The organism is Aerococcus agrisoli, from assembly GCF_003797145.1.
Taxonomy (GTDB): Bacteria; Bacillota; Bacilli; order Lactobacillales; family Aerococcaceae; genus Aerococcus; species Aerococcus agrisoli.
On sequence record NZ_RKMG01000002.1, the window covers coordinates 82,747 to 100,917 of the forward strand.

Below are 18,171 nucleotides of genomic sequence, written 5' to 3' on the forward strand. Positions count from 1 at the left end.
GCAAATGATTATAATTCGCTATATGATGCCGCGCCTTCAACAATTGCAAGCACAACTTCTGTCGCTTTTACCATTGTTTCAAGACTTACATATTCAAAACGGCCATGCATGTTTTCTCCACCAGCAAACAAGTTTGGTGTTGGTAAGCCCATGTAAGTTAATTTAGAGCCATCGGTACCACCACGAACAGCTTTAATGTCAGCTTCGATGTTTAATTTGGCAAAAGCTTGTTCTGCTAAAGTTACAGGACGCATATCTTTTTCAATGATTTCACCCATGTTGTAGTATTGATCATTCAATGTCACTGTCACAATTTCAGCACGATAGAATTGGTTTAATTTCGCTGCTGCAGCAACAATTTCTTCTTTACGTGCTTCAAATTTCGCACGGTCGTGGTCACGAATAATGTACGAAGCAGTAGCCCCTTCAACATCACCTGTTAATTTCATCAAGTGGAAGAAACCTTGACGGCCATCAGTATTTTCTGGACGTTCATCTTCTGGTAATTGGTTGTGAACATCAATGGCAACTTGTAACGCGTTGATCATCAAGTCTTTTGCAGAACCCGGGTGGATGTTTTTACCAGTCACTTTTACAACAGCTGAAGCTGCATGGAAAGTTTCAAATTCTAGTTCACCTAATGGACCACCATCTAAGGTATAGGCAAAGTCTGCTGCAAAACGTTCCACGTCGAAACGGTCAGCACCCATACCGATTTCTTCATCCGGACCAAAGGCAACTTTTACTTCACCATGCTTGATTTCTGGATGGTCGATCAAGTATTTACCAGCCGTCACGATTTCAGCGATACCCGCTTTGTCGTCAGCACCTAATAAAGTTGTACCATCAGTCGTAATCAACGTTTGACCGATGTATTTGTTTAATGAATCAAATTCTGCAGGATCCAAACTATAACCAGAATCACCTAATTTGATTACTGAACCATCATAGTTTTCAACGATTTGTGGGTTCACGTTATCTGCATTGAAATCAGCAGTATCCACGTGGGCAAAGAAACCAATTGTTGGGTATTCTTTGCTGTCGTCAGTTGTAGGGATTGTTGCAGTTACATAGCTATCTTTTGTGTTGTAGTAGATGTCAGAGAAACCTAATGTTTCCAATTCTTTCGCCAATTTGTGGGCAAATTCTACTTGGTTTTGTGATGAAGGTACTTGTGTATAGTTTTCTTCATTTGAGCGTGTATTTTCTTTCGCATATTTCACAAAACGATTTAATAATTCTTCACTAGCAATTTGGTATGTCATAAAAAATTTCCTCCTAAATAAATGTAAATGGATCAGTATTCAATTGGCTCGCCACTACTTCAACTTGCCAATCCAGTTCATCCTGCCAATCCGTAATTTTCTTTGTCATTTCTGTCTTCACTACCGACTCAAAATGATGGCCCGGGTCAATCACATTTAAGCCCGCCGCAATCATGTCATGCGCCGTATGATAATAAACATCACCTGTGATAAAAGTATCAGCACCCTTAGCCAGGGCATCCTCAAAATAAGAGCCACCATCGCCACCTAAGATGGCAACGCGTCGAACCGGTTTGTTGGCGTCGGCCACGATTGTCCGCAATCCTTTGACGCCTGTTTGTTCTTTGACGAACGCTGCGAAATCATCAAAAGAACGTGGCGTTTTCAAGTCACCGATACGTCCGATACCAATCGCTTCACCCGTTTTCGCGTCAGTGGTATGTGGCGTTAAAACTTCCGTATTTGCCACTTGATACAAATCAGCCAACCAATCATTCATACCACCCGGTGCTGCATCCAAATTCGTATGGGCTGCGTAAATGGCAATCCCTGAACGAACAATTCCTGCATACATTGCTTGTTGCGGATTATCCTCCGTCAAACGTTTCACCGGTCTAAAGATTGGTGGATGGTGGGCAAAAATAAAATCTGCGCCAACAGCCACGGCCTCTGCTACCACTTCAGGTCGTACATCCAAGGTCACCAATATTTTATGGATTTCTTGGTCCATTCGGCCAAAATGTAAACCACTTGGATCACCCTCAACGGCGTAAGCTTCTGGGGCAAATGTTTCAAATTGTTTGATAAATTCGCGAACAGTAAGTGTCATGGCATTTCCTCCTTAGGCTAACTGTGCTTCAATAGCTTGTTTCAACGCTTGATGCGCGTCGATTTTCGCTTGATCAGGATTTTGGGCTTTTTCTAATTGACCCAATACGTAGTTGGTACGGTCCAATGCAGCTTGCCATTTACGCGCAAAAACAGCTGGTTCTTTGGTCTTGATAAAGCGACCAAACATCAAATCTTCTTGGCTCCATGGCTCAAGCGTTTCTTCAGTATAATCAGCCACAATGATTTCATAGAATTTTTCATTTTCCTCAATGATGGTTTCATCAACGATGGCATAAGCATTACGATTTAACCATTCACGTACTTTTTCCTCTGCAACATTCGCTTGCAGAATTAAACGTGGATGCGTTGCTAATTTATCATCCGCGTGACCAGCAGTTAAAATTTCTACAATTAATGCGCCACCCATGCCACAAATGGTCACAGTGTCAATTTGATCCTCTGCTTCTACAACGGCCAAGCCGTTGCCTAATCGTGCCTCAATCATATGGCTAAGATCTTGGCGTTCAATTTCTTGTTTTGCGGCCTGAAAAGGACCATCTACCACTTCACCCGCAATGGCAAAAGTAATCTTACCCGTACTTGCTAAATGCGTCGGTAAATACGCATGGTCTGAACCGATATCTGCCAGTCGTGCATCTTCTTGGACAAAAGAAGCCACCGCAGCTAATCGATCAGATAAATGATTTACATTCATAATTGATCTTCTCCACTCATTTTCAATACGGTTCATTATATCAAAGATTTGACGAATTTTAAGCCATTTCCCCTTTTTTCAAGCCATAATTTTTCCTTTACAAAATAAAAAAATGGGCGTAACATTATTTTAGTGGTTTTTTCATTTGGCAAAATGATTAAACACGCCGAATTAGCTCAGTCGGTAGAGCATCTCATTCGTAATGAGGGGGTCACAGGTTCGATTCCTGCATTCGGCATAAATAAGTACAAAAAGAACGTTAAAGAAAATTAAAAACCTTGATTTAATAGGGTTTTGGACAAAACGGTTGTAAAAGAATGACAATAAAAAACAAAAAAGTGTGAACTCAAGTGTGAACTCTTAAGACAGTCTGTAATAGGCTGTCTTTTTTAATTTCCATAAACCCTTGCCTAATTTAGAGTAAATAAAAAAAGCCCCTACCTCCCATTATAGGAAGTGAGTGCTTTACTGTGCTAAGTTGGGAGCAAAGCACATAAATAATATAACTGATGTTGGGAGACATTTCAAATCTCTACTGGTTAGGGTGAGGGGAATAAAATAAAGAAATTAAATTATCCAATAATTATTTATTTTATACCATCCCAATGTATGCTTTACATGCCTTCCTATCATTAAACCCAAATTGCTTGGATTTAAAGTCATTCTGACATAATGAGTTTATTGTTTTCTTTATTGAATTTAAATTATAGTTAGGATTAATAATTTTCATAAACTCTATAACGATTGATACTGGAACTATTACCCTATTTGTAATTTTACCATCTGCAAAATGAAATAAGTGCACTTTGACTTCTGAAGAAATAGAAGGCATAGTTTTAATCTTAAAATCAACAATAGATGAATTGTGCGCACAAATATTTCTCACTAGGTGGACACATTTTATTTTTGAGATAAAATCATTTGGTGTCATTTCAAACTCGCCAGATAGTACTCTTAAGTTTTTGTTAGACATGAACCCAATCAAGTGAATCACTTCTCCTAATGTTAACAAGTTAATTGCCAACCATACTGGAGGGTAAGCGTTATTTTTTAGCTTTAATTTAAGTTCAGTTGAATTTTCATTCCTTATTCTCTTTAATATTTTAATTTTAAAGTTGCTTTCTTCCATAGCTAAATCTGCTTTAGTGAATTTATTGCGATTACACCACGAAGAAAAGTCTAGATACCCAAACGCTGAATAATTATCTCTGCCTAAAATATAGGCAAGTTTAGTTTTTATAGAAATTTCAATTTCTTCAATTGCATGTAGTAAATGTAACCGAAGATTTTTATCTTGATAGAAACGTTTCAGTATTTCATCAAAATAAACACCCTGATAATCAATTGATGGTTCTCCATCAGTTTTTGTTATTTTGGCAAAAACGCGGGCAGTTTCTTTTAATTTATAATAGGAAATATTTTGTAATTTCCTTGCGTCCTTTTCAACATCATTTGATTTCATCCCTCTCGAGATAAATTTCTGCATCTGTTCTTGATAGGTTAAATGATTCATCTTTTACCTCTCTATACAAAAAATGTCTACCCCTCAGAACGTATCTGCGCATAAAGCGAGGGTAGACCTTGATCTATTAGTTAGATTTTATCATTCAACAATAATTTGTCAATAATTTATATATAAATCTTTTCGCATTTTCAAATATAACAAAAAAAGAGGTAGCAGACAATTAAGCCCACTACCTCTACTAATTTAAAACTATTGAATCATCGCACCTGTACCTGAACCAGCGTAAATAGCCACTCGTCCTTTGACGTCAGTATCAATTAAGTAGATATCTTTTGCTGGGTTACCCACGATATCATAAGTCAGACCACCATAAGCTTTTGGTGTTAATAAATGGATCTCATTACCTGCCGTGTATGGTCCTTTGACACGATATACACGCCAAGTATCAGCACTAACTGGCAAGTGTAGTTTCTTAGTAGTGTTAGCCACGCTACCGCCTTTACCAGTGATAGTAGCACCAGTACCCGGTCCAGCATAGATTGCCACTGTACCCTTAACGCTAGTCTTAATTAAGTAAACGTGTGGCGCTGGGTTTCCTAAGATATCATAAGTTAAACCACCATAAGCGCTAGGTGTTAATAAGTGCACCTCGTTACCCATAGTGTATGGACCATTAGCATTATATACTCGCCAAGTTTTAGCACTTGCTGGTAAATGTAATTGTTGACCAGTTGACGTTGTAGTTGTTGGGTTGGCTACATACAGTTTTGATTCTGGGAAAATTAAGTTAGGGTTTTCTAACTTATTCCATTTAACTAGATTATCAACCGTTACACCAAATTTCTTAGCAATTGCACCTAAAGTTTCTCCGGCTTGTACTGTGTGCATTTTAGCAGTTACAGACACATAGCCATCATTTTGAGTGGTGTTTGTAGCTTGTTGTGCCACTTTGTAACCTGCCAATTCAGCTTTAAAGTTCTTCCATTTCTGCCAGTCATTCCACTGCCAGTTACCCGGACACAATTTGCCCGAAACGTCATAGTGACGGATAACACGCTCATCGGGGATATTGTACTTAGCTTGTAATTGCTTAGTTAGCCACTTAGCACGCTTGATAGTTTCGGGGTCAAATTCCCAATGCCATACGTCCTTACCAGTTGACGTATCCTGACACATTTCAATACCGATTGCATTGTTGTTAGTAGCACCGTAGCCGTAGTAACCGTTATATGCACCTTTACCTGTACGTGAGCCATCCCCAACATGCCATGCTGGTGTGTCGTCCTCTACTACTTGAACAATGTTATTGGGATCTACAAAGTAATGTGCTGAAGCGCCACGATACACTGATTTAAAGTAGTTAGCGTTTCCCCAAGCTTGCCCTGCTGCGCCCACGAAATGTTCGATAATCCACTGTGGGTTGTTTAAACCTTTAGTACCTTTGTTAATTAAAGTTAAGGCTTTTTGAATTGTGTAAGACATTATTTAACATCCCCTTTACTAGATTGCTTAATCAACTCATTGCCAAAGACAGTTACTCCTGCAACTAGCACCGCTTGCACGATGTTATCTGCTGTATATGATCCTAATAACAATGGTGTGAAGCCAATGCTTACTACCAATAACGCTAATGGTATCCATTTATTTGATAATAACTCCGTTCCTTTCACAATCTCACCAATAATAAAAAGGACTGGAATCATGACCAGTCCTTCTTGCACGACATAATTTAAAATGTCCATATACCTATCCTCCAAATACCTTTAGTAATGCCTCGATGAAAATGTAGATAATCCCACCGCTACCTAAGATTGTTAGCAATAACTGACCCCGATTTTCATCCACTGACTTTTTACGTTCATCTGCTCTTTTTTCAGAGTCTTGGTTACCCTTCAAGACTGCGTTGAGTATCTGTGCATTCTGGTCATTTTGCTTCAACGATAATTCACGTAGATGTTTATTACTCTCATCAATACGTGAGTATCTGTCTTTTAAATCGTCATTAATATTCTTGATTTGCTTAAAAATTTCTTCATCATTTTCTTCCAACCGTGATATACGTGTTTCGTGATCTTCTGTTTGCATCTTCCACTTCCTTTCTAAATTTGTGTAACAAAAAAGAGCAGCTTGCGAGCTACTCTTTTAACTAATTATTCGTTAATGTATCGTATGTTTTATATAGACTCTCTTGCAATAATTCTAAACTATTTGTAATAAACTTCTTATCACTATCTTGAATTCCATGAACTTTTTGTGGATCTAAAAGGACACTAGGAACCACTTTTTTTAGTATATTTATCTGTCTTTTGATCATTAAAGTAGCTCTTAAGGTATTCCTATTCGAAATAAGATACTCATAAACTTTATTAAATTCTAAGTCAATAATCTCGATATCATTCAAGACACCATCAGCTAAACTATCTGCGTCGCTGCCTAAAACAATAGTCGTATTATGCAAGTCAATATCCTTGGACATAATATCCTTAACTTCTTCACTGATCTTGATTATTGTTTTTATTTTATTTGGTAACTCTTTTCTTTCATTACATTTTCTTATTTTTTTAGATAAATAGCTAGTAATTCCTGAAGCGCATAAACCAAGTGCAAATGTCAGTAATATTGGCCATAGACGTGACCATGTAGAACCTCTTAAAACATCAATTAATTCTTTAAACTGCTCATCTGTCATAAAAACCACTCCCAAACTTTTACTATAATATAGCATATCTGAGAGTTAAAAAAGCACCCAAAATGAATTGAGTGCATTCTTAATGTTACGCTGTTTCTTCTGTTGGTGTTTCTTCTTCAACCAGTACACGTTCGCCGTCTGTGTTAATTTCATAAGTTTCAGCGTCCAGTTGGTATAGTTTGAAAGTAACGTCTTGCTTGGTTAATTTAGCCATCATATCTTGGACTTGTAACATACCTTTAGCAAGTTCTAAATCTTCAAAGTCTGTTGCGCTATCTGGGTTTGAATACCAGTAGATTGTTCCATTGTAATCATTATATTGGGCTACTTCTTCTACACCGTTTTTGATACGAGAAATAATGAATGTTGTTTTTTGTGCGTTTAATGCCATAATTATTTATCTCCTTCTTTGATAATAGCCTGTAATAATACTAGTTGTGCCATGCTAAGTGGTAGTGGTTCTAATTCTGCTTCCGTCAACAATTCAATGTTCAAGTCCTGCGTCTGCTCTGCAATCTCCGTTACTTCTTCTTCATCAACCACCCCTTCCAATGCCTTTTGAACGATTTCGATCGCACGTTCTAGTTCTGCTTTGGTCTTGAATAATTTGAATTTAAAAGAGCCTGTCAATTTCTCGTTGACAAGCTCTGATAAAACGCCATTGACGGCAAATATTTGGTTGTTAGTTAGTTTCATTTTCTATCTCCTTTAAGTAATGCTAGTTCTTCCTGTAAGTTTGTTACTTGTGCTTTTAATTGGGATATTTCGTCATCTACCTTGATATTCAACTGTTGGATACCGTGGCTATTCATCATAATTTGCTTACTAGAATTGACGTTGTATATGTCGTTTTCTTCATCGTAAACTACAATTTCAGAAGTGTCTTGTGCAATCAAACCAATATCGTCATGACTACCATTGTTCACACGATCAAAAGCCTTGAAACCCCAGTTTGAAATTGCGGATAAGCTATCAACTGGCGTATCTACAATGTTAGTTTTCAAGCGTCTATCTGATTGATTCGTGATGTTATTACCTTCCATTGAAAGATTCCTACGAAGGTACATATATCCGCTATCAATTTCAAAGGCATTAGTACCCGCAGCATAAGCAACCATTTTATTACTTGCTGTAATCAAAAGATTCGATGTGCTCGATTGGCTTTCGATAAGACCACCGTTGTAAAATGATATTTTACTCAAAGCACTGATGTCGTTATTTCCAGCGTATATTCCTTTCTGTAAGTAAACTGCCTTATACAATCTCACAATACCGTTCGGCTCATCTCCGGGCTTATCTACAGCGTATTCCAAAGCAATATAAGGATGGAAGTTACCATTATTTCCAGCGTAATCCGCATATCTCCCGATTGCAAACTTACGATTGTAGGTAACTTGTAAAGTACCTTCGTTAATCCAATCAGTACCATGCAAGGTTTTCCCTAAAATAAATTGGGAACCGTTCCTATCAAAATATTGCGACCGCCCACTACCTAATATGGCTGTAGAAGAGCTATCTGCATTAAATGACCGTAATTCACCAGACACAATACGACTAAAGTCTCCATTAGTATTCTGTGTCTTAATACCAGAGCCATCGATCGCGACTTCTGAATTAATGTCGTTCCAAGCTGTTTGCACGAATGACGTTTTGTTGGCCGTGATGTTGTTTGCATCTATATTAGTAATAGTCGCTTTACTTGCATCTAATGTACCACTTGTAATTCTACTTGCGCTAATATTTATAGCCTGTATTGAACTAATAAATGCTGCCTTACTTGTAAGTTGCGTAATGTATGCGGAAGTTGAGAATATTTTATCAACTAAAGCTGTTCCAGCTTCAATATGAGCACTCTTAACCACATTGGCTGTTAAGCCTGCAGTTACAATGGCACCAGCATCTAATCTAGCGGCAGCGATAGTTCCAGAAGTAATCTTGCTTGCATCTAATGTAGAAATGTTAGCACTCTTTATCCAAGCAGTTCGTGCGGCTAATCTATCGGTCGCTAGCGTTGTACTGAACAACATATCGAACAATGCCGTATCAGCTTTAATCATAGTTGACGTGATTACATCAGCTGTCAAACCCTTAGTAATCATTGTAGTGAAATCTGCGGCGATACCCGTTATTTTCTTAACGTCAATGGTATCAATCATAGCCGACTTGATAGTGGCGTCTTGAATGGATGTAGTCGTTGGAGTGATGTTCAGCTTGTTCGTGCCACTTTGGATAAGTACGTTACCAGCTTGGACGTTGATTTCGCTTAGTAGGTCTTTGTTAGACACTTTTAAGTTAATATTATCAGCTAATTGAGTAATATGTGACTGTGTAGCAAAATCAATAGCTGACGGTGTCCAAGCAGTCGCATGATGATTTTTCTCAACTTTAATGTCTTTAAAGTAATAGTAAGCCCACGCAATACCATTAAAGTCCACAAAACTATATGTTGAAGTATAGTTTGTAACATTATGACTAAACTCAAAATATTGCCATTCATTTGCGGTTCCTGTATTGAATTGCTTACTGTCTGGTGAGTCACAAATATCAATGGTAAACTTAATATCAGCGTTTTGGCTACCCCTAACCCATCCAGATACAGTCCACCAACCGTTTGACGTTATAACATCATAAAGTCTAAAACTACCGTTGTTCCCACTAACCCCTGTTATTCTAAACCCATTAGGCGCAAGACTATCGTTTCTAACTATACTTCCTATATTAGATAAAGCTGCCACCTTTGTGCTTGAAGAAAACACATTAGAGTCGTCTACATTAGTCTTATCTATGACCTCGGTTTTAAATATACTATCTGCCATAACAATACGTGCCATGTTGTTTTTAACGTTAGCTTCACTTGAACTACCAATGACACGCTCGTATAAGTCGCTACGGTCTTTAATCGTTTGATAGCCTGTTATTTGCTCGCCTGGCTTCGTTTTAATGTTAGAAATGGTAGTCGTATTTCCACTAGCTGTCTTTTCCGTTTTATTTAAACGGGTTACAACTGAGCCTTCCTCGCTACTATCAATAGCTGTAAGTCTACGTTCGACACTTTCAGCAGTTTCTTCATAATCGTTTTTAAATAGTGTAAATTCAGCTTTGCCTAACATATCTTCTGGAGCTGGTGTCCAATCGGTAGCAAAGTTACCTACTTCAAATTTTACATTTTTTATTGTAGGTATTCTTCCAGAGTCATAACTACCAAAAAATGCAAGCATTGACATAGTTTCAGTTGAACTACTTAATACTGGTTTAAAAGTGTATGAGAATCTTTTATATGTGGTAGAAGCGTATACGCCCTTTGTACCAATACTATATTTTGTACCATTACCATTTTGTGCGTAAACGTTTATATTCCCCGCAACTTTCGATTTTATATCGAATGAAACAGTATAGTAAGTATTTGTACCGAACTCATTAATTACAGGAGACATATCCCATGTATAATGGTTAACAAACTCTCTCGACCCTGTTCTTTCTACATCTGAATTCTTAAAATAGTTTCTTCCGCCAACAGATAGTTCATCAATTCTGCCACTAACGCTAGTAATGCTCTGCTTAACGCCATCAATACCCTCTTCATAAGTAGTCGTCTTAACTAAACCATCGGTTACTGATTTAAAGTCCGCAGCTTGTCTTGTTGCGTTCTTATCGTAAACAGCCTTAGCAAATGCATCTGTCGAATTCCCATTTGCGTCAATAATCTTATTGACTGCTGTCCACGCATCTGTAACGCCTTGAGCCGTTTGCTTATACTCATTGTTATAAAAGTTTTGGTATGTCGTTCCATCTAACTTTTTGGTAGATAAATCTGTTAGAGTGGAGTTAATACCTTTAACATCTTCATTAAACGTACTTTCAAAGATTTGGAACTCTGATTGTGATAGGTTTTCCTCTGGAGCTGGAGACCAATCGGTAGGGATAGACCCCTTTTCAAGTTTAGCTTCCTTATATCTGATATAAGTTGCTTTTTGTTCATTCCTTAAACGATATGCAAACCATAATCTACTACCACCGGCGACATCACTTTCTGTGATCGTATAAGTTAATGAAACCTTTTCACCCATTGGGATATTATCTTGTCGCCAGCTTTGGAAATCATAGTTATATGAACCTCTAGTGTTACCTAAACCTATATGTAAGTTAATTGGCACAGTATCGTTATCGTTTACTTTGTCCACAATAATGGAGAAAGTGTATGTTTGACCAACTTCAACTTTATAATTTTCATCGTAGCCAAAATCCTTAAACCAGACACCAGCACTCATAGACAATGTTTTCCACTCATCAGAAGTATTCTGTAACAAGTTACGCCCACCAATCTCGGTTGGTATCTTACCCTCGACAGTTGTAATCTTCTTTTTAATCTCTCCTGTAGCAGCATTAATCTTAGTGTCAACAGTGGTACCACTTACTAAGCCCTTAGACGTCACATAATCAGCAATCTTAGTGTCAGCCTTCTGGGCTTCAGTCATTGCTGAACTTGCTTCTGCCATAGCATCGGAAATAGATGAATTGATGTTAGGAATGGTCGTATTGTTGATCGCGTCTAACGTGTTTTGATGAGTAGTTAATAAGTTAGCATTAGCCCCAGCTTTAGTTAGAGCCGATTGTGCTTTAGCATCTGCATCTTGAGTAGCTTGAGATAAAGTGTTCATCGACAAGGCGTTTTCTTCAAACTTCTTATTGAAAGCTGTAGATTGCTCTCCTGCTAGTCTTTCAGCTTCTGCTACAGCATTAGTATAAGAGGTCTCTGCTGCTTGCTTAGCTTCTTCGGCCGTAGATATAGCTGTGCTCACAGAGGTGTTTACTTGTTGCGTAATTAATGCGTCTTGATCATCAGCATATTTATTTGCGTTAATTAAAGCTTGTTCTGCTTCACTTACCGCCAACGCTTTTGCACTTTCAGCAGTTTCAATTGCGGTGTTGACTTCATCCTCCATGACGCGCATGTTTCGATTGTAGGGATGATCTATCCACATTCCACTTTCTTCATCCCAGAAATACATGCCACCCTGTTGATCGTACCAAACATCACCGTTTTTAAAGTTACCTACTGGTTCAGTAACTGAATAAATCATACGTTCTCCGTTGGCGTTTAAGATTTGGTTAACGGTTTGTTTGACGGAGGTGCTGACGTTCGTTTCAAGTTCCCTAACAGTATTTTGAACATTACCGACATAAGATTGCTTAGCGTCACCTAATTGAATAGTGATATATCGGTTAGCGTACCCGTCATATGTGTAACCCACCATTCTAATTTCCATATCCACATCATGTTTAACGTATTTAAGCACCAGGGAATCACCCATGTTAATAACTGTGTCATCAACAATGTTAGTACCAACCTTGATATTCCGAGATGGTTTGTCAATATTATCAGTGGTGAATTTTAGATTCAACCAATCTTTCATTTCTTTTTCTGTACGAATATCGTTATTAGTGTATTGCTTTTCAAACACAATACCGCTATAAGCATTGATAAGTGGACTTTCTACCTTTACAGATATTTCATGTTTAACTTCTTCGTCAGTACCCTCAGGACGTTCTGTCCATTCAGATTTTCCATATAAACGAGTAGTAATATCTTGAATAGATTCTTCGTCCGTGAAGTCTGAGATATTTTTCTTTTCGTACAGTAACGCACCCGTATTTTTACCTAATCTGTTCACTACACGAACATCATATCCGTTAATGACTAATTCCCCTTGCCAACGTTTCACGATATCTTTGAATACGTCTAATGCATTGTAGAGCTGGTTAGGATTATTCTCTCGCTCTTCGGCATCTTGCGTATGATAATCGTGCATATCTGTAATATTTGATGTAAACGTGAATGGTGTGTCAATCAATAGGTTATTCACAAACATATTCATCGCTGCTTGACCGCTTAATCCTCTGATAGTTAATGGTCTGATCAATTTATTACGCATATCAGCATAAAACAATGGCCACGCTTCGATTGAAACATGGTCCATATATTTCACACGGTCCATAATCCTAAAAGGTTGCATACCGTCTGGCGTATGTACTTTGACAATTTTATCTTTTTCGATGATTTTATATATCCCCTTATCATCTAAAGGATGATTGAAGGTAACAAAAAAGCTGTCATTGATCATGTTATCAACAACAACTTCGTAAGCTTTATTTAGTGGCTGACCGTTATAGGTAAAGTCAGTCACTGTACTATCATATATGTAAATTATAGCCAACCCCACCTTTCTAAAATTTCTACACGGTCAATGCCACTACCTAAAGTTATTGTATTTGTACTCTCAGCAGGAATTTCGAAAAAGTCCCCACGCATAATATTGTTCGCCTGAGCATTATTTCTGTCACGAACATCTTGTTCTAAATATTTGTTTTCAATGGTTAGCTTATCGATCAGTTTGGCTATGTATACCGTTTGATTCCCAATTTTGATATTCGTTTGTGTATTCGATGTACCGAACACTGTAATCAATGGATACATTGGTGCATTCGTGTGATTAGTTATTTTATCACCCGTTTTATAAGTCCTCGTTGTCTGATTGAGTTCAAACCCAAAAGGTGATAGTTTAAAAGTAATTTCCAATATAAAATAAGGTTTACCATCTCTTTTAGAATCTTCTATTACCACATCTAAAATTTCATAGAAAACATCTGGCTCATCACTTGATATTAAAATACCATTATCTTTTGCCCACTTTTTGACAACTCGTAACTGCGCTACATTAGTTGTATAGCAGAATAATTTATATGATTTTTCAATTGGTGCCCAAGCTTCTACTTCGGTCTTGATAGAACTTGTAAGATAATCTGTTTCAACAAACTGGTTCTTCTTTCTTGCATAAGTAAAACCACCGTTTTCAACTACGACAGTTTCAAAAGGAAAGTCTAATGTTGAAGAACCATTAACTTTAATTTGATTAATTTCCATTAGCCTTCACCTCCAATACGCATTACACTACTTCTTTTTGTGCTATTATTCATCAAATTATCAATGTATGGATATGTATTTTTTGCAACTTCTTGACCATCTATTTTTAACTGATTATGAATAACCTTACCTTCTTGAATGCTATCGTTAATTCGTTCTAAAAGTGCTTCTAACGGTTTTAAATCAATAGTTGGCATATTAACATTAGTTGGTACATTAGCTCGTTCCAAACTAGTGGAATCTCTAATAAACTGAGCATCATTTGTTATACCAACACCATCTGCGTATTGTGGTAAACCAGGAAACATCGTGGCAGTACTTGCAGCTTTCAATACTTTCGAACCACGAGGTAAGTCCATAATGACGTTTCGTCCTGTAGGTATGTACTGTGTCCCATCCGGATACTCAATCATTTCACGGAATCGTGAACCTTTCTGGTCATTGACTATAGCAAAACCACCCGGGTGGTAGTTGGTACCTCGTTCATATCCGAAGAATGACTTAACCTTGCCCCATGCTCCGGCTAGCTTAGCTGTAAATGTAGTCGTTTTGGATGTCGGTACTGAACTTATTGCACCCCTTGCAGATGCAGCTGTACTAGATACACTTTCACTAGAATTAAAGTTTGTCTGTTTGCTTGTAGGTACACTCGAATGCGCGCTTCTAGCACTGCTAGCTTTAGAACTAACTTGTTCACTAGATCCAAAGTTAGTATGCTTACTCGTCGGTACACTAGCATGAGCTCCCTTGGCGGAACTTGCGTTTGCTGATACTTGTTCCGATGCACCAAAATTCGTGTGCTTACTTATAGGTACACTACCGATTGCGACGTTCACATTTCCAGCAACTGGAGTTAGACTCTCTAGTGCAGTAAAGAACGTATTTCTAGCTTCTGGAACTGATAGAATATTGTTAGTTGCGGTGGCTACACCATCTGCTGTTTGGTCAGTTGCATGCAGCATCTTTTCAGCATCCGGCAATTGCATAAATTCTTGTACAGTCTCAATAGCTTGTTGGCCATTGTCCTGGCTATCAACTACTAATTTCTTATACTCTTCGGCGGACATAACGCCCCATTGTTCAAGCAATTTACCGATTTTATCAGTAGCATCATCCGCATTGGTGTCAATCGATGCAAATTTATCTACAAACTCAGCGTTTGACCATAACCCCATAGACTGAATTCCATTTGCAACTTCTGGATCTACTTCACCTTTTAATACTGCTGATTTATCCTCGACTGGTAAATCATTCCATTTGCCTAAATCTTGCAGAGCTTTTTCTAAATCTTCGCCATTTTGCACTTGATATAGTAACTCTTTTTCTTCAGCAGTTAGATTATTCCAAATGTCTAATTCAGTTAATAATTCTTCAATTTTTTCCACCGAATAGTCGGTATCAATATCCAAATTTTTAGGTGGGAGTTCCTTAGCACCATATCGATCCAAAGCTTCTATAACAATATTCATTGCTTCTTCAGTAGTTCCTGCATTTTTTAAATTCTCAATTGCTTCATCATTTAAGATGCCCATTCGATTCATTGATTCAATTGCAGTCTTACTGGTTAACAATTCCATGTTATCGCCCAACATCGCCATCAATTCATCGTTTTCAGTTAATGACTCACCGGTTGCTTCAGAAATTTTATTCAAGCTAAGGATCATCGACAATGCTTCACCTTCGGTTAGTTCTCGTCTCCCCTTAGCAGCATTCGTTAAAATTTCAGTGATAGATTGTTGAGAGGTCTGAATTGCATAAATTTCATTTTGAGTTCGTGCGTTTATCGCATCGACTTCTTGTTGGTATCGTTCTGGGCTATACATTTCTTTTCGTGCTTCTAAAGCATCCAATTCAGCTTGTCTGCGTTCCTGTAAAGAAGCGATAGTTTGGGTAGTAACACCTTCAACTGCTTGGATTTGAGCAGATGCCCATTCTGGAGTCACTTTGATATTATCTTCTAAAGCACGCATTACTTCCGAGCTAGCATTACCTAGCATCGTTCCATAATTATTAAACGCTTCAGATACCCTTGCGATTTCTTCTTCAGATGCACCAAATTCTTTCATTTTTTGGTTAACTTCATCTAATTCTAAAGTAAATTGTTTGAAGAGATCCCCTTTAAAGAATTGATGTTGATTATTAATCAAACCTTCATCAAACATTGCATCAAGTGAATTCTGAATATCTGCATTCGCTTTTTGAATATCTTTAGCAGCTTGCTTATATGCTTCAGCACTCGCTTCTGCGCCATCAACCGCTATATTTCCGACTTCTTTCACCGAATCGATACCAGAAGTAACGCCATCAAACCAACTTTGATAAGCACCATCTGTTTCTTTTACAGATTCTTTCGCTCGCCTTTGTGGTTCTGTTGCTTCATGGTAAATGGCATAACCAATCCCACCAATTGCTGCAACAGCTAATCCTGCACCTAATACCCATGGGTTAAATGCTGTAGCACCTAAGCCAGATACTTTTCCTGCTTTACTACCAACATCATCAAGACCTTTACCAGCATCTAAAGCACTGTCAGCGATATCTTTCATTGCCTTTTTACCAGCATTATTAGACATTAAGTTGATTAAGCCTTTACCTAGCTTACCAACACCGGTGGTTAATTTACCGAAAACGAATATTCCCTTACCCGCTATTGTAAGTACTGGTCCAGCTGCCGCTGCAATACCAGCCCATTTTAAGATATTATTTTGCTGTTCTTCTGATAATTCGCTAAAGGATTCAACAATTCCGGTTATATATTCAACACCATCATTGAAGATGGGTAGTAACTTCTCGCCAACTGTAATTGATAATGTTTCTAATGAACCTTGTAATTCTTCCCAATTACGTGCTGATTCACTCATTTGAGAATCCGCCGCTTCTTGAGCAGCAGTTGCATCTTCAGTAGCTTTCTTATATTCGCCTAATCCTTCAGAACCTTCATTCATAAATACGGTAGCTGCACGAACGGCATCACTACCGAAAATAGTAGCCATCGCTTGTTGTTGCTGCTCTTGAGATAGTCCAGTGAATCCATCTTGTAACTCTTGGGCAACTTCCGTCATTGATTTCATATTTCCATCAGCATCATATAGATTAATACCTAAATCAGCCATTAGTTCTGATGCTTTAGAAGTCGGTGCTGAAAGTCTTTGAAGCATTGATTTAAGTGAAGTACCAGCATCCGAACCTTGAATACCGGCATCCGCCATCGCAGCAATTGCAGCAGTTGTATCTTCAACTGACCATCCTGCCGTGTTGGCTACTGTACCAACCTGACTCAAAGCTTGACCCATAGATTCCACACTAGCGGTAGATGCATCCGCACCTCCGGCTAAAGCATTAGCGATTCGACTTGAATCCTCAGCTTCAATATTAAACATGTTCATCCCTTGAACAGTCATTTCGGCCGCATCCGCCAAAGCAATATTACCCGCCGCTGCTAAGTCCATTGCAGTCTTTAGACCACCAGCTTCAATTTGAGCGACACTCATACCACCTTTAGCCAATTCAACCATAGCTTCGCCTGATTCTTTTGCACTAAAAATAGTATCTTCACCCATCTGAATAGCTAGTTCTCGCAATCGACTCATTTCTTCGCCTGAAGCTTTAGAAGCGTATTGTAACTGGCTCATAGAATCTTCGAAAGATATCGCTGTCTTAACTGCTGCCGCACCTAATCCGATGATTGGAAGTGTGATACCCGTGGTCATTTTGCCACCAATATCAGCAACCCCTTGACCAAATTTAGATATCTTTTCGCCACCAGTGACTAAATGATCACTGGCTTTATTTAGAACACCAGTCCAACCTTCTGTCTCAACCTTAGTACGAGCGATTTCGCCTGCTGTATTCTTTAATTGGTTTTGATAATTGAATAATTGGGATTCTGCCTGTTTCAGTTGACCAGCTAATTTTTCAGTTTGAGCGGTAGCCTTTCCGTCAACAAATGATCCTTCGTAAGATTTTTTTAGTGAATCGACTTGTTTCTTTTGAGCTTCGATGACTTTAGTTAAGCCTTTGAAATTAGCTTCTAGTCCTTGCATTTTGTTTCCGGCTAATTTGGCTGCATTCATTTCAGCTTTCATTGAATTAGCCCAAGTCTTTACTTCTCTTTTTGAAGATTGTAGACCTTTACCAAAATCGGAACTATCCAATCCTAATTCAATAATCATTTGTCCTAAAGGTGCATTCCCTGCCATATTTTACCTCCTTTCCTAAATTGTTTTGATAAAGTCTGCTAAATCAACCGCATCTTGCTTAGTGGATTTTTGACTAAATAGCACG

General features: G+C 38.1%; 13 protein-coding genes and 1 tRNA gene. 1 reads left to right on the forward strand and 13 read right to left on the reverse strand.

The window, feature by feature from the left end; translation table 11 throughout:
* Positions 1-8 precede the first annotated feature (8 nt).
* From pepT to EF384_RS01045, 3 genes are read right to left on the reverse strand one after another with little or no spacing between them, the layout of a single operon-like run.
* On the reverse strand, positions 9-1,265 hold the full coding sequence (gene pepT, locus EF384_RS01035; protein ID WP_123779131.1) for a peptidase T: 1,257 nt from the start codon (positions 1,263-1,265) through the stop codon (positions 9-11).
* A 13-nt stretch (positions 1,266-1,278) separates the two neighbouring features.
* On the reverse strand, positions 1,279-2,094 hold the full coding sequence (locus EF384_RS01040; RefSeq protein WP_123779132.1) for a Nif3-like dinuclear metal center hexameric protein: 816 nt from the start codon (positions 2,092-2,094) through the stop codon (positions 1,279-1,281).
* Positions 2,095-2,106: 12 nt separating this feature from the next.
* Positions 2,107-2,811 (reverse strand): tRNA (adenine(22)-N(1))-methyltransferase, encoded by a 705-nt coding sequence (locus tag EF384_RS01045; RefSeq protein WP_123779204.1) that lies wholly within the window; start codon positions 2,809-2,811, stop codon positions 2,107-2,109.
* 165 nt (positions 2,812-2,976) lie between these two features.
* Between EF384_RS01045 and EF384_RS01050 the strand changes: the two genes are divergently transcribed.
* A tRNA-Thr gene (locus tag EF384_RS01050) sits at positions 2,977-3,049 on the forward strand.
* A gap of 354 nt (positions 3,050-3,403) precedes the next feature.
* Here EF384_RS01050 and EF384_RS01055 read toward each other — a convergent pair.
* The 10 genes from EF384_RS01055 to EF384_RS01100 form a co-directional block, all read right to left on the reverse strand.
* Positions 3,404-4,324, reverse strand: a complete 921-nt coding sequence (locus EF384_RS01055; protein WP_123779133.1) for an Abi family protein — start codon at positions 4,322-4,324, stop codon at positions 3,404-3,406.
* Between the two features lie 201 nt (positions 4,325-4,525).
* Positions 4,526-5,758, reverse strand: a complete 1,233-nt coding sequence (locus EF384_RS01060; RefSeq protein ID WP_123779134.1) for an N-acetylmuramoyl-L-alanine amidase — start codon at positions 5,756-5,758, stop codon at positions 4,526-4,528.
* Complete coding sequence (locus EF384_RS01065; protein WP_123779135.1) at positions 5,758-6,018, reverse strand: phage holin family protein; 261 nt, start codon at positions 6,016-6,018, stop codon at positions 5,758-5,760. Before EF384_RS01065 ends, EF384_RS01060 begins: the two co-directional genes overlap by 1 nt.
* Before the next feature lie 4 nt (positions 6,019-6,022).
* Positions 6,023-6,361, reverse strand: coding sequence for a hypothetical protein (locus EF384_RS01070; protein ID WP_123779136.1), 339 nt, complete (start codon positions 6,359-6,361; stop codon positions 6,023-6,025).
* A gap of 61 nt (positions 6,362-6,422) precedes the next feature.
* Positions 6,423-6,965: a hypothetical protein gene (locus EF384_RS01075; protein WP_123779137.1), complete on the reverse strand. Its 543-nt coding sequence runs from the start codon at positions 6,963-6,965 to the stop codon at positions 6,423-6,425.
* 85 nt (positions 6,966-7,050) lie between these two features.
* Positions 7,051-7,356 carry a hypothetical protein gene (locus tag EF384_RS01080; protein WP_123779138.1) on the reverse strand — a complete coding sequence of 102 codons (306 nt, stop codon included), beginning with the start codon at positions 7,354-7,356 and terminating at the stop codon, positions 7,051-7,053.
* Between the two features lie 2 nt (positions 7,357-7,358).
* Positions 7,359-7,661 (reverse strand): hypothetical protein, encoded by a 303-nt coding sequence (locus EF384_RS01085; RefSeq protein WP_123779139.1) that lies wholly within the window; start codon positions 7,659-7,661, stop codon positions 7,359-7,361.
* Entirely contained in the window at positions 7,658-13,180 is a 5,523-nt protein-coding gene (locus EF384_RS01090) for a phage tail spike protein (protein ID WP_148076693.1), read from the reverse strand. The genes EF384_RS01085 and EF384_RS01090 overlap by 4 nt, the downstream gene beginning before the upstream one ends.
* Positions 13,171-13,887 carry a hypothetical protein gene (locus EF384_RS01095; RefSeq protein WP_123779141.1) on the reverse strand — a complete coding sequence of 239 codons (717 nt, stop codon included), beginning with the start codon at positions 13,885-13,887 and terminating at the stop codon, positions 13,171-13,173. Before EF384_RS01095 ends, EF384_RS01090 begins: the two co-directional genes overlap by 10 nt.
* Entirely contained in the window at positions 13,887-18,086 is a 4,200-nt protein-coding gene (locus EF384_RS01100) for a phage tail tape measure protein (protein WP_123779142.1), read from the reverse strand. The genes EF384_RS01095 and EF384_RS01100 overlap by 1 nt, the downstream gene beginning before the upstream one ends.
* Positions 18,087-18,171 lie beyond the last annotated feature (85 nt).

What these genes read in the sequence shown, in the direction of transcription:
- pepT (WP_123779131.1), bottom strand. Translation starts at nt 1,265, where the DNA reads ATGACATACCAAATTGCTAGTGAAGAATTATTAAATCGTTTTGTGAAA.
- EF384_RS01040 (WP_123779132.1), bottom strand. Translation starts at nt 2,094, where the DNA reads ATGACACTTACTGTTCGCGAATTTATCAAACAATTTGAAACATTTGCC.
- EF384_RS01045 (WP_123779204.1), bottom strand. Translation starts at nt 2,811, where the DNA reads ATGAATGTAAATCATTTATCTGATCGATTAGCTGCGGTGGCTTCTTTT.
- EF384_RS01055 (WP_123779133.1), bottom strand. Translation starts at nt 4,324, where the DNA reads ATGAATCATTTAACCTATCAAGAACAGATGCAGAAATTTATCTCGAGA.
- EF384_RS01060 (WP_123779134.1), bottom strand. Translation starts at nt 5,758, where the DNA reads ATGTCTTACACAATTCAAAAAGCCTTAACTTTAATTAACAAAGGTACT.
- EF384_RS01065 (WP_123779135.1), bottom strand. Translation starts at nt 6,018, where the DNA reads ATGGACATTTTAAATTATGTCGTGCAAGAAGGACTGGTCATGATTCCA.
- EF384_RS01070 (WP_123779136.1), bottom strand. Translation starts at nt 6,361, where the DNA reads ATGCAAACAGAAGATCACGAAACACGTATATCACGGTTGGAAGAAAAT.
- EF384_RS01075 (WP_123779137.1), bottom strand. Translation starts at nt 6,965, where the DNA reads ATGACAGATGAGCAGTTTAAAGAATTAATTGATGTTTTAAGAGGTTCT.
- EF384_RS01080 (WP_123779138.1), bottom strand. Translation starts at nt 7,356, where the DNA reads ATGGCATTAAACGCACAAAAAACAACATTCATTATTTCTCGTATCAAA.
- EF384_RS01085 (WP_123779139.1), bottom strand. Translation starts at nt 7,661, where the DNA reads ATGAAACTAACTAACAACCAAATATTTGCCGTCAATGGCGTTTTATCA.
- EF384_RS01095 (WP_123779141.1), bottom strand. Translation starts at nt 13,887, where the DNA reads ATGGAAATTAATCAAATTAAAGTTAATGGTTCTTCAACATTAGACTTT.
- EF384_RS01100 (WP_123779142.1), bottom strand. Translation starts at nt 18,086, where the DNA reads ATGGCAGGGAATGCACCTTTAGGACAAATGATTATTGAATTAGGATTG.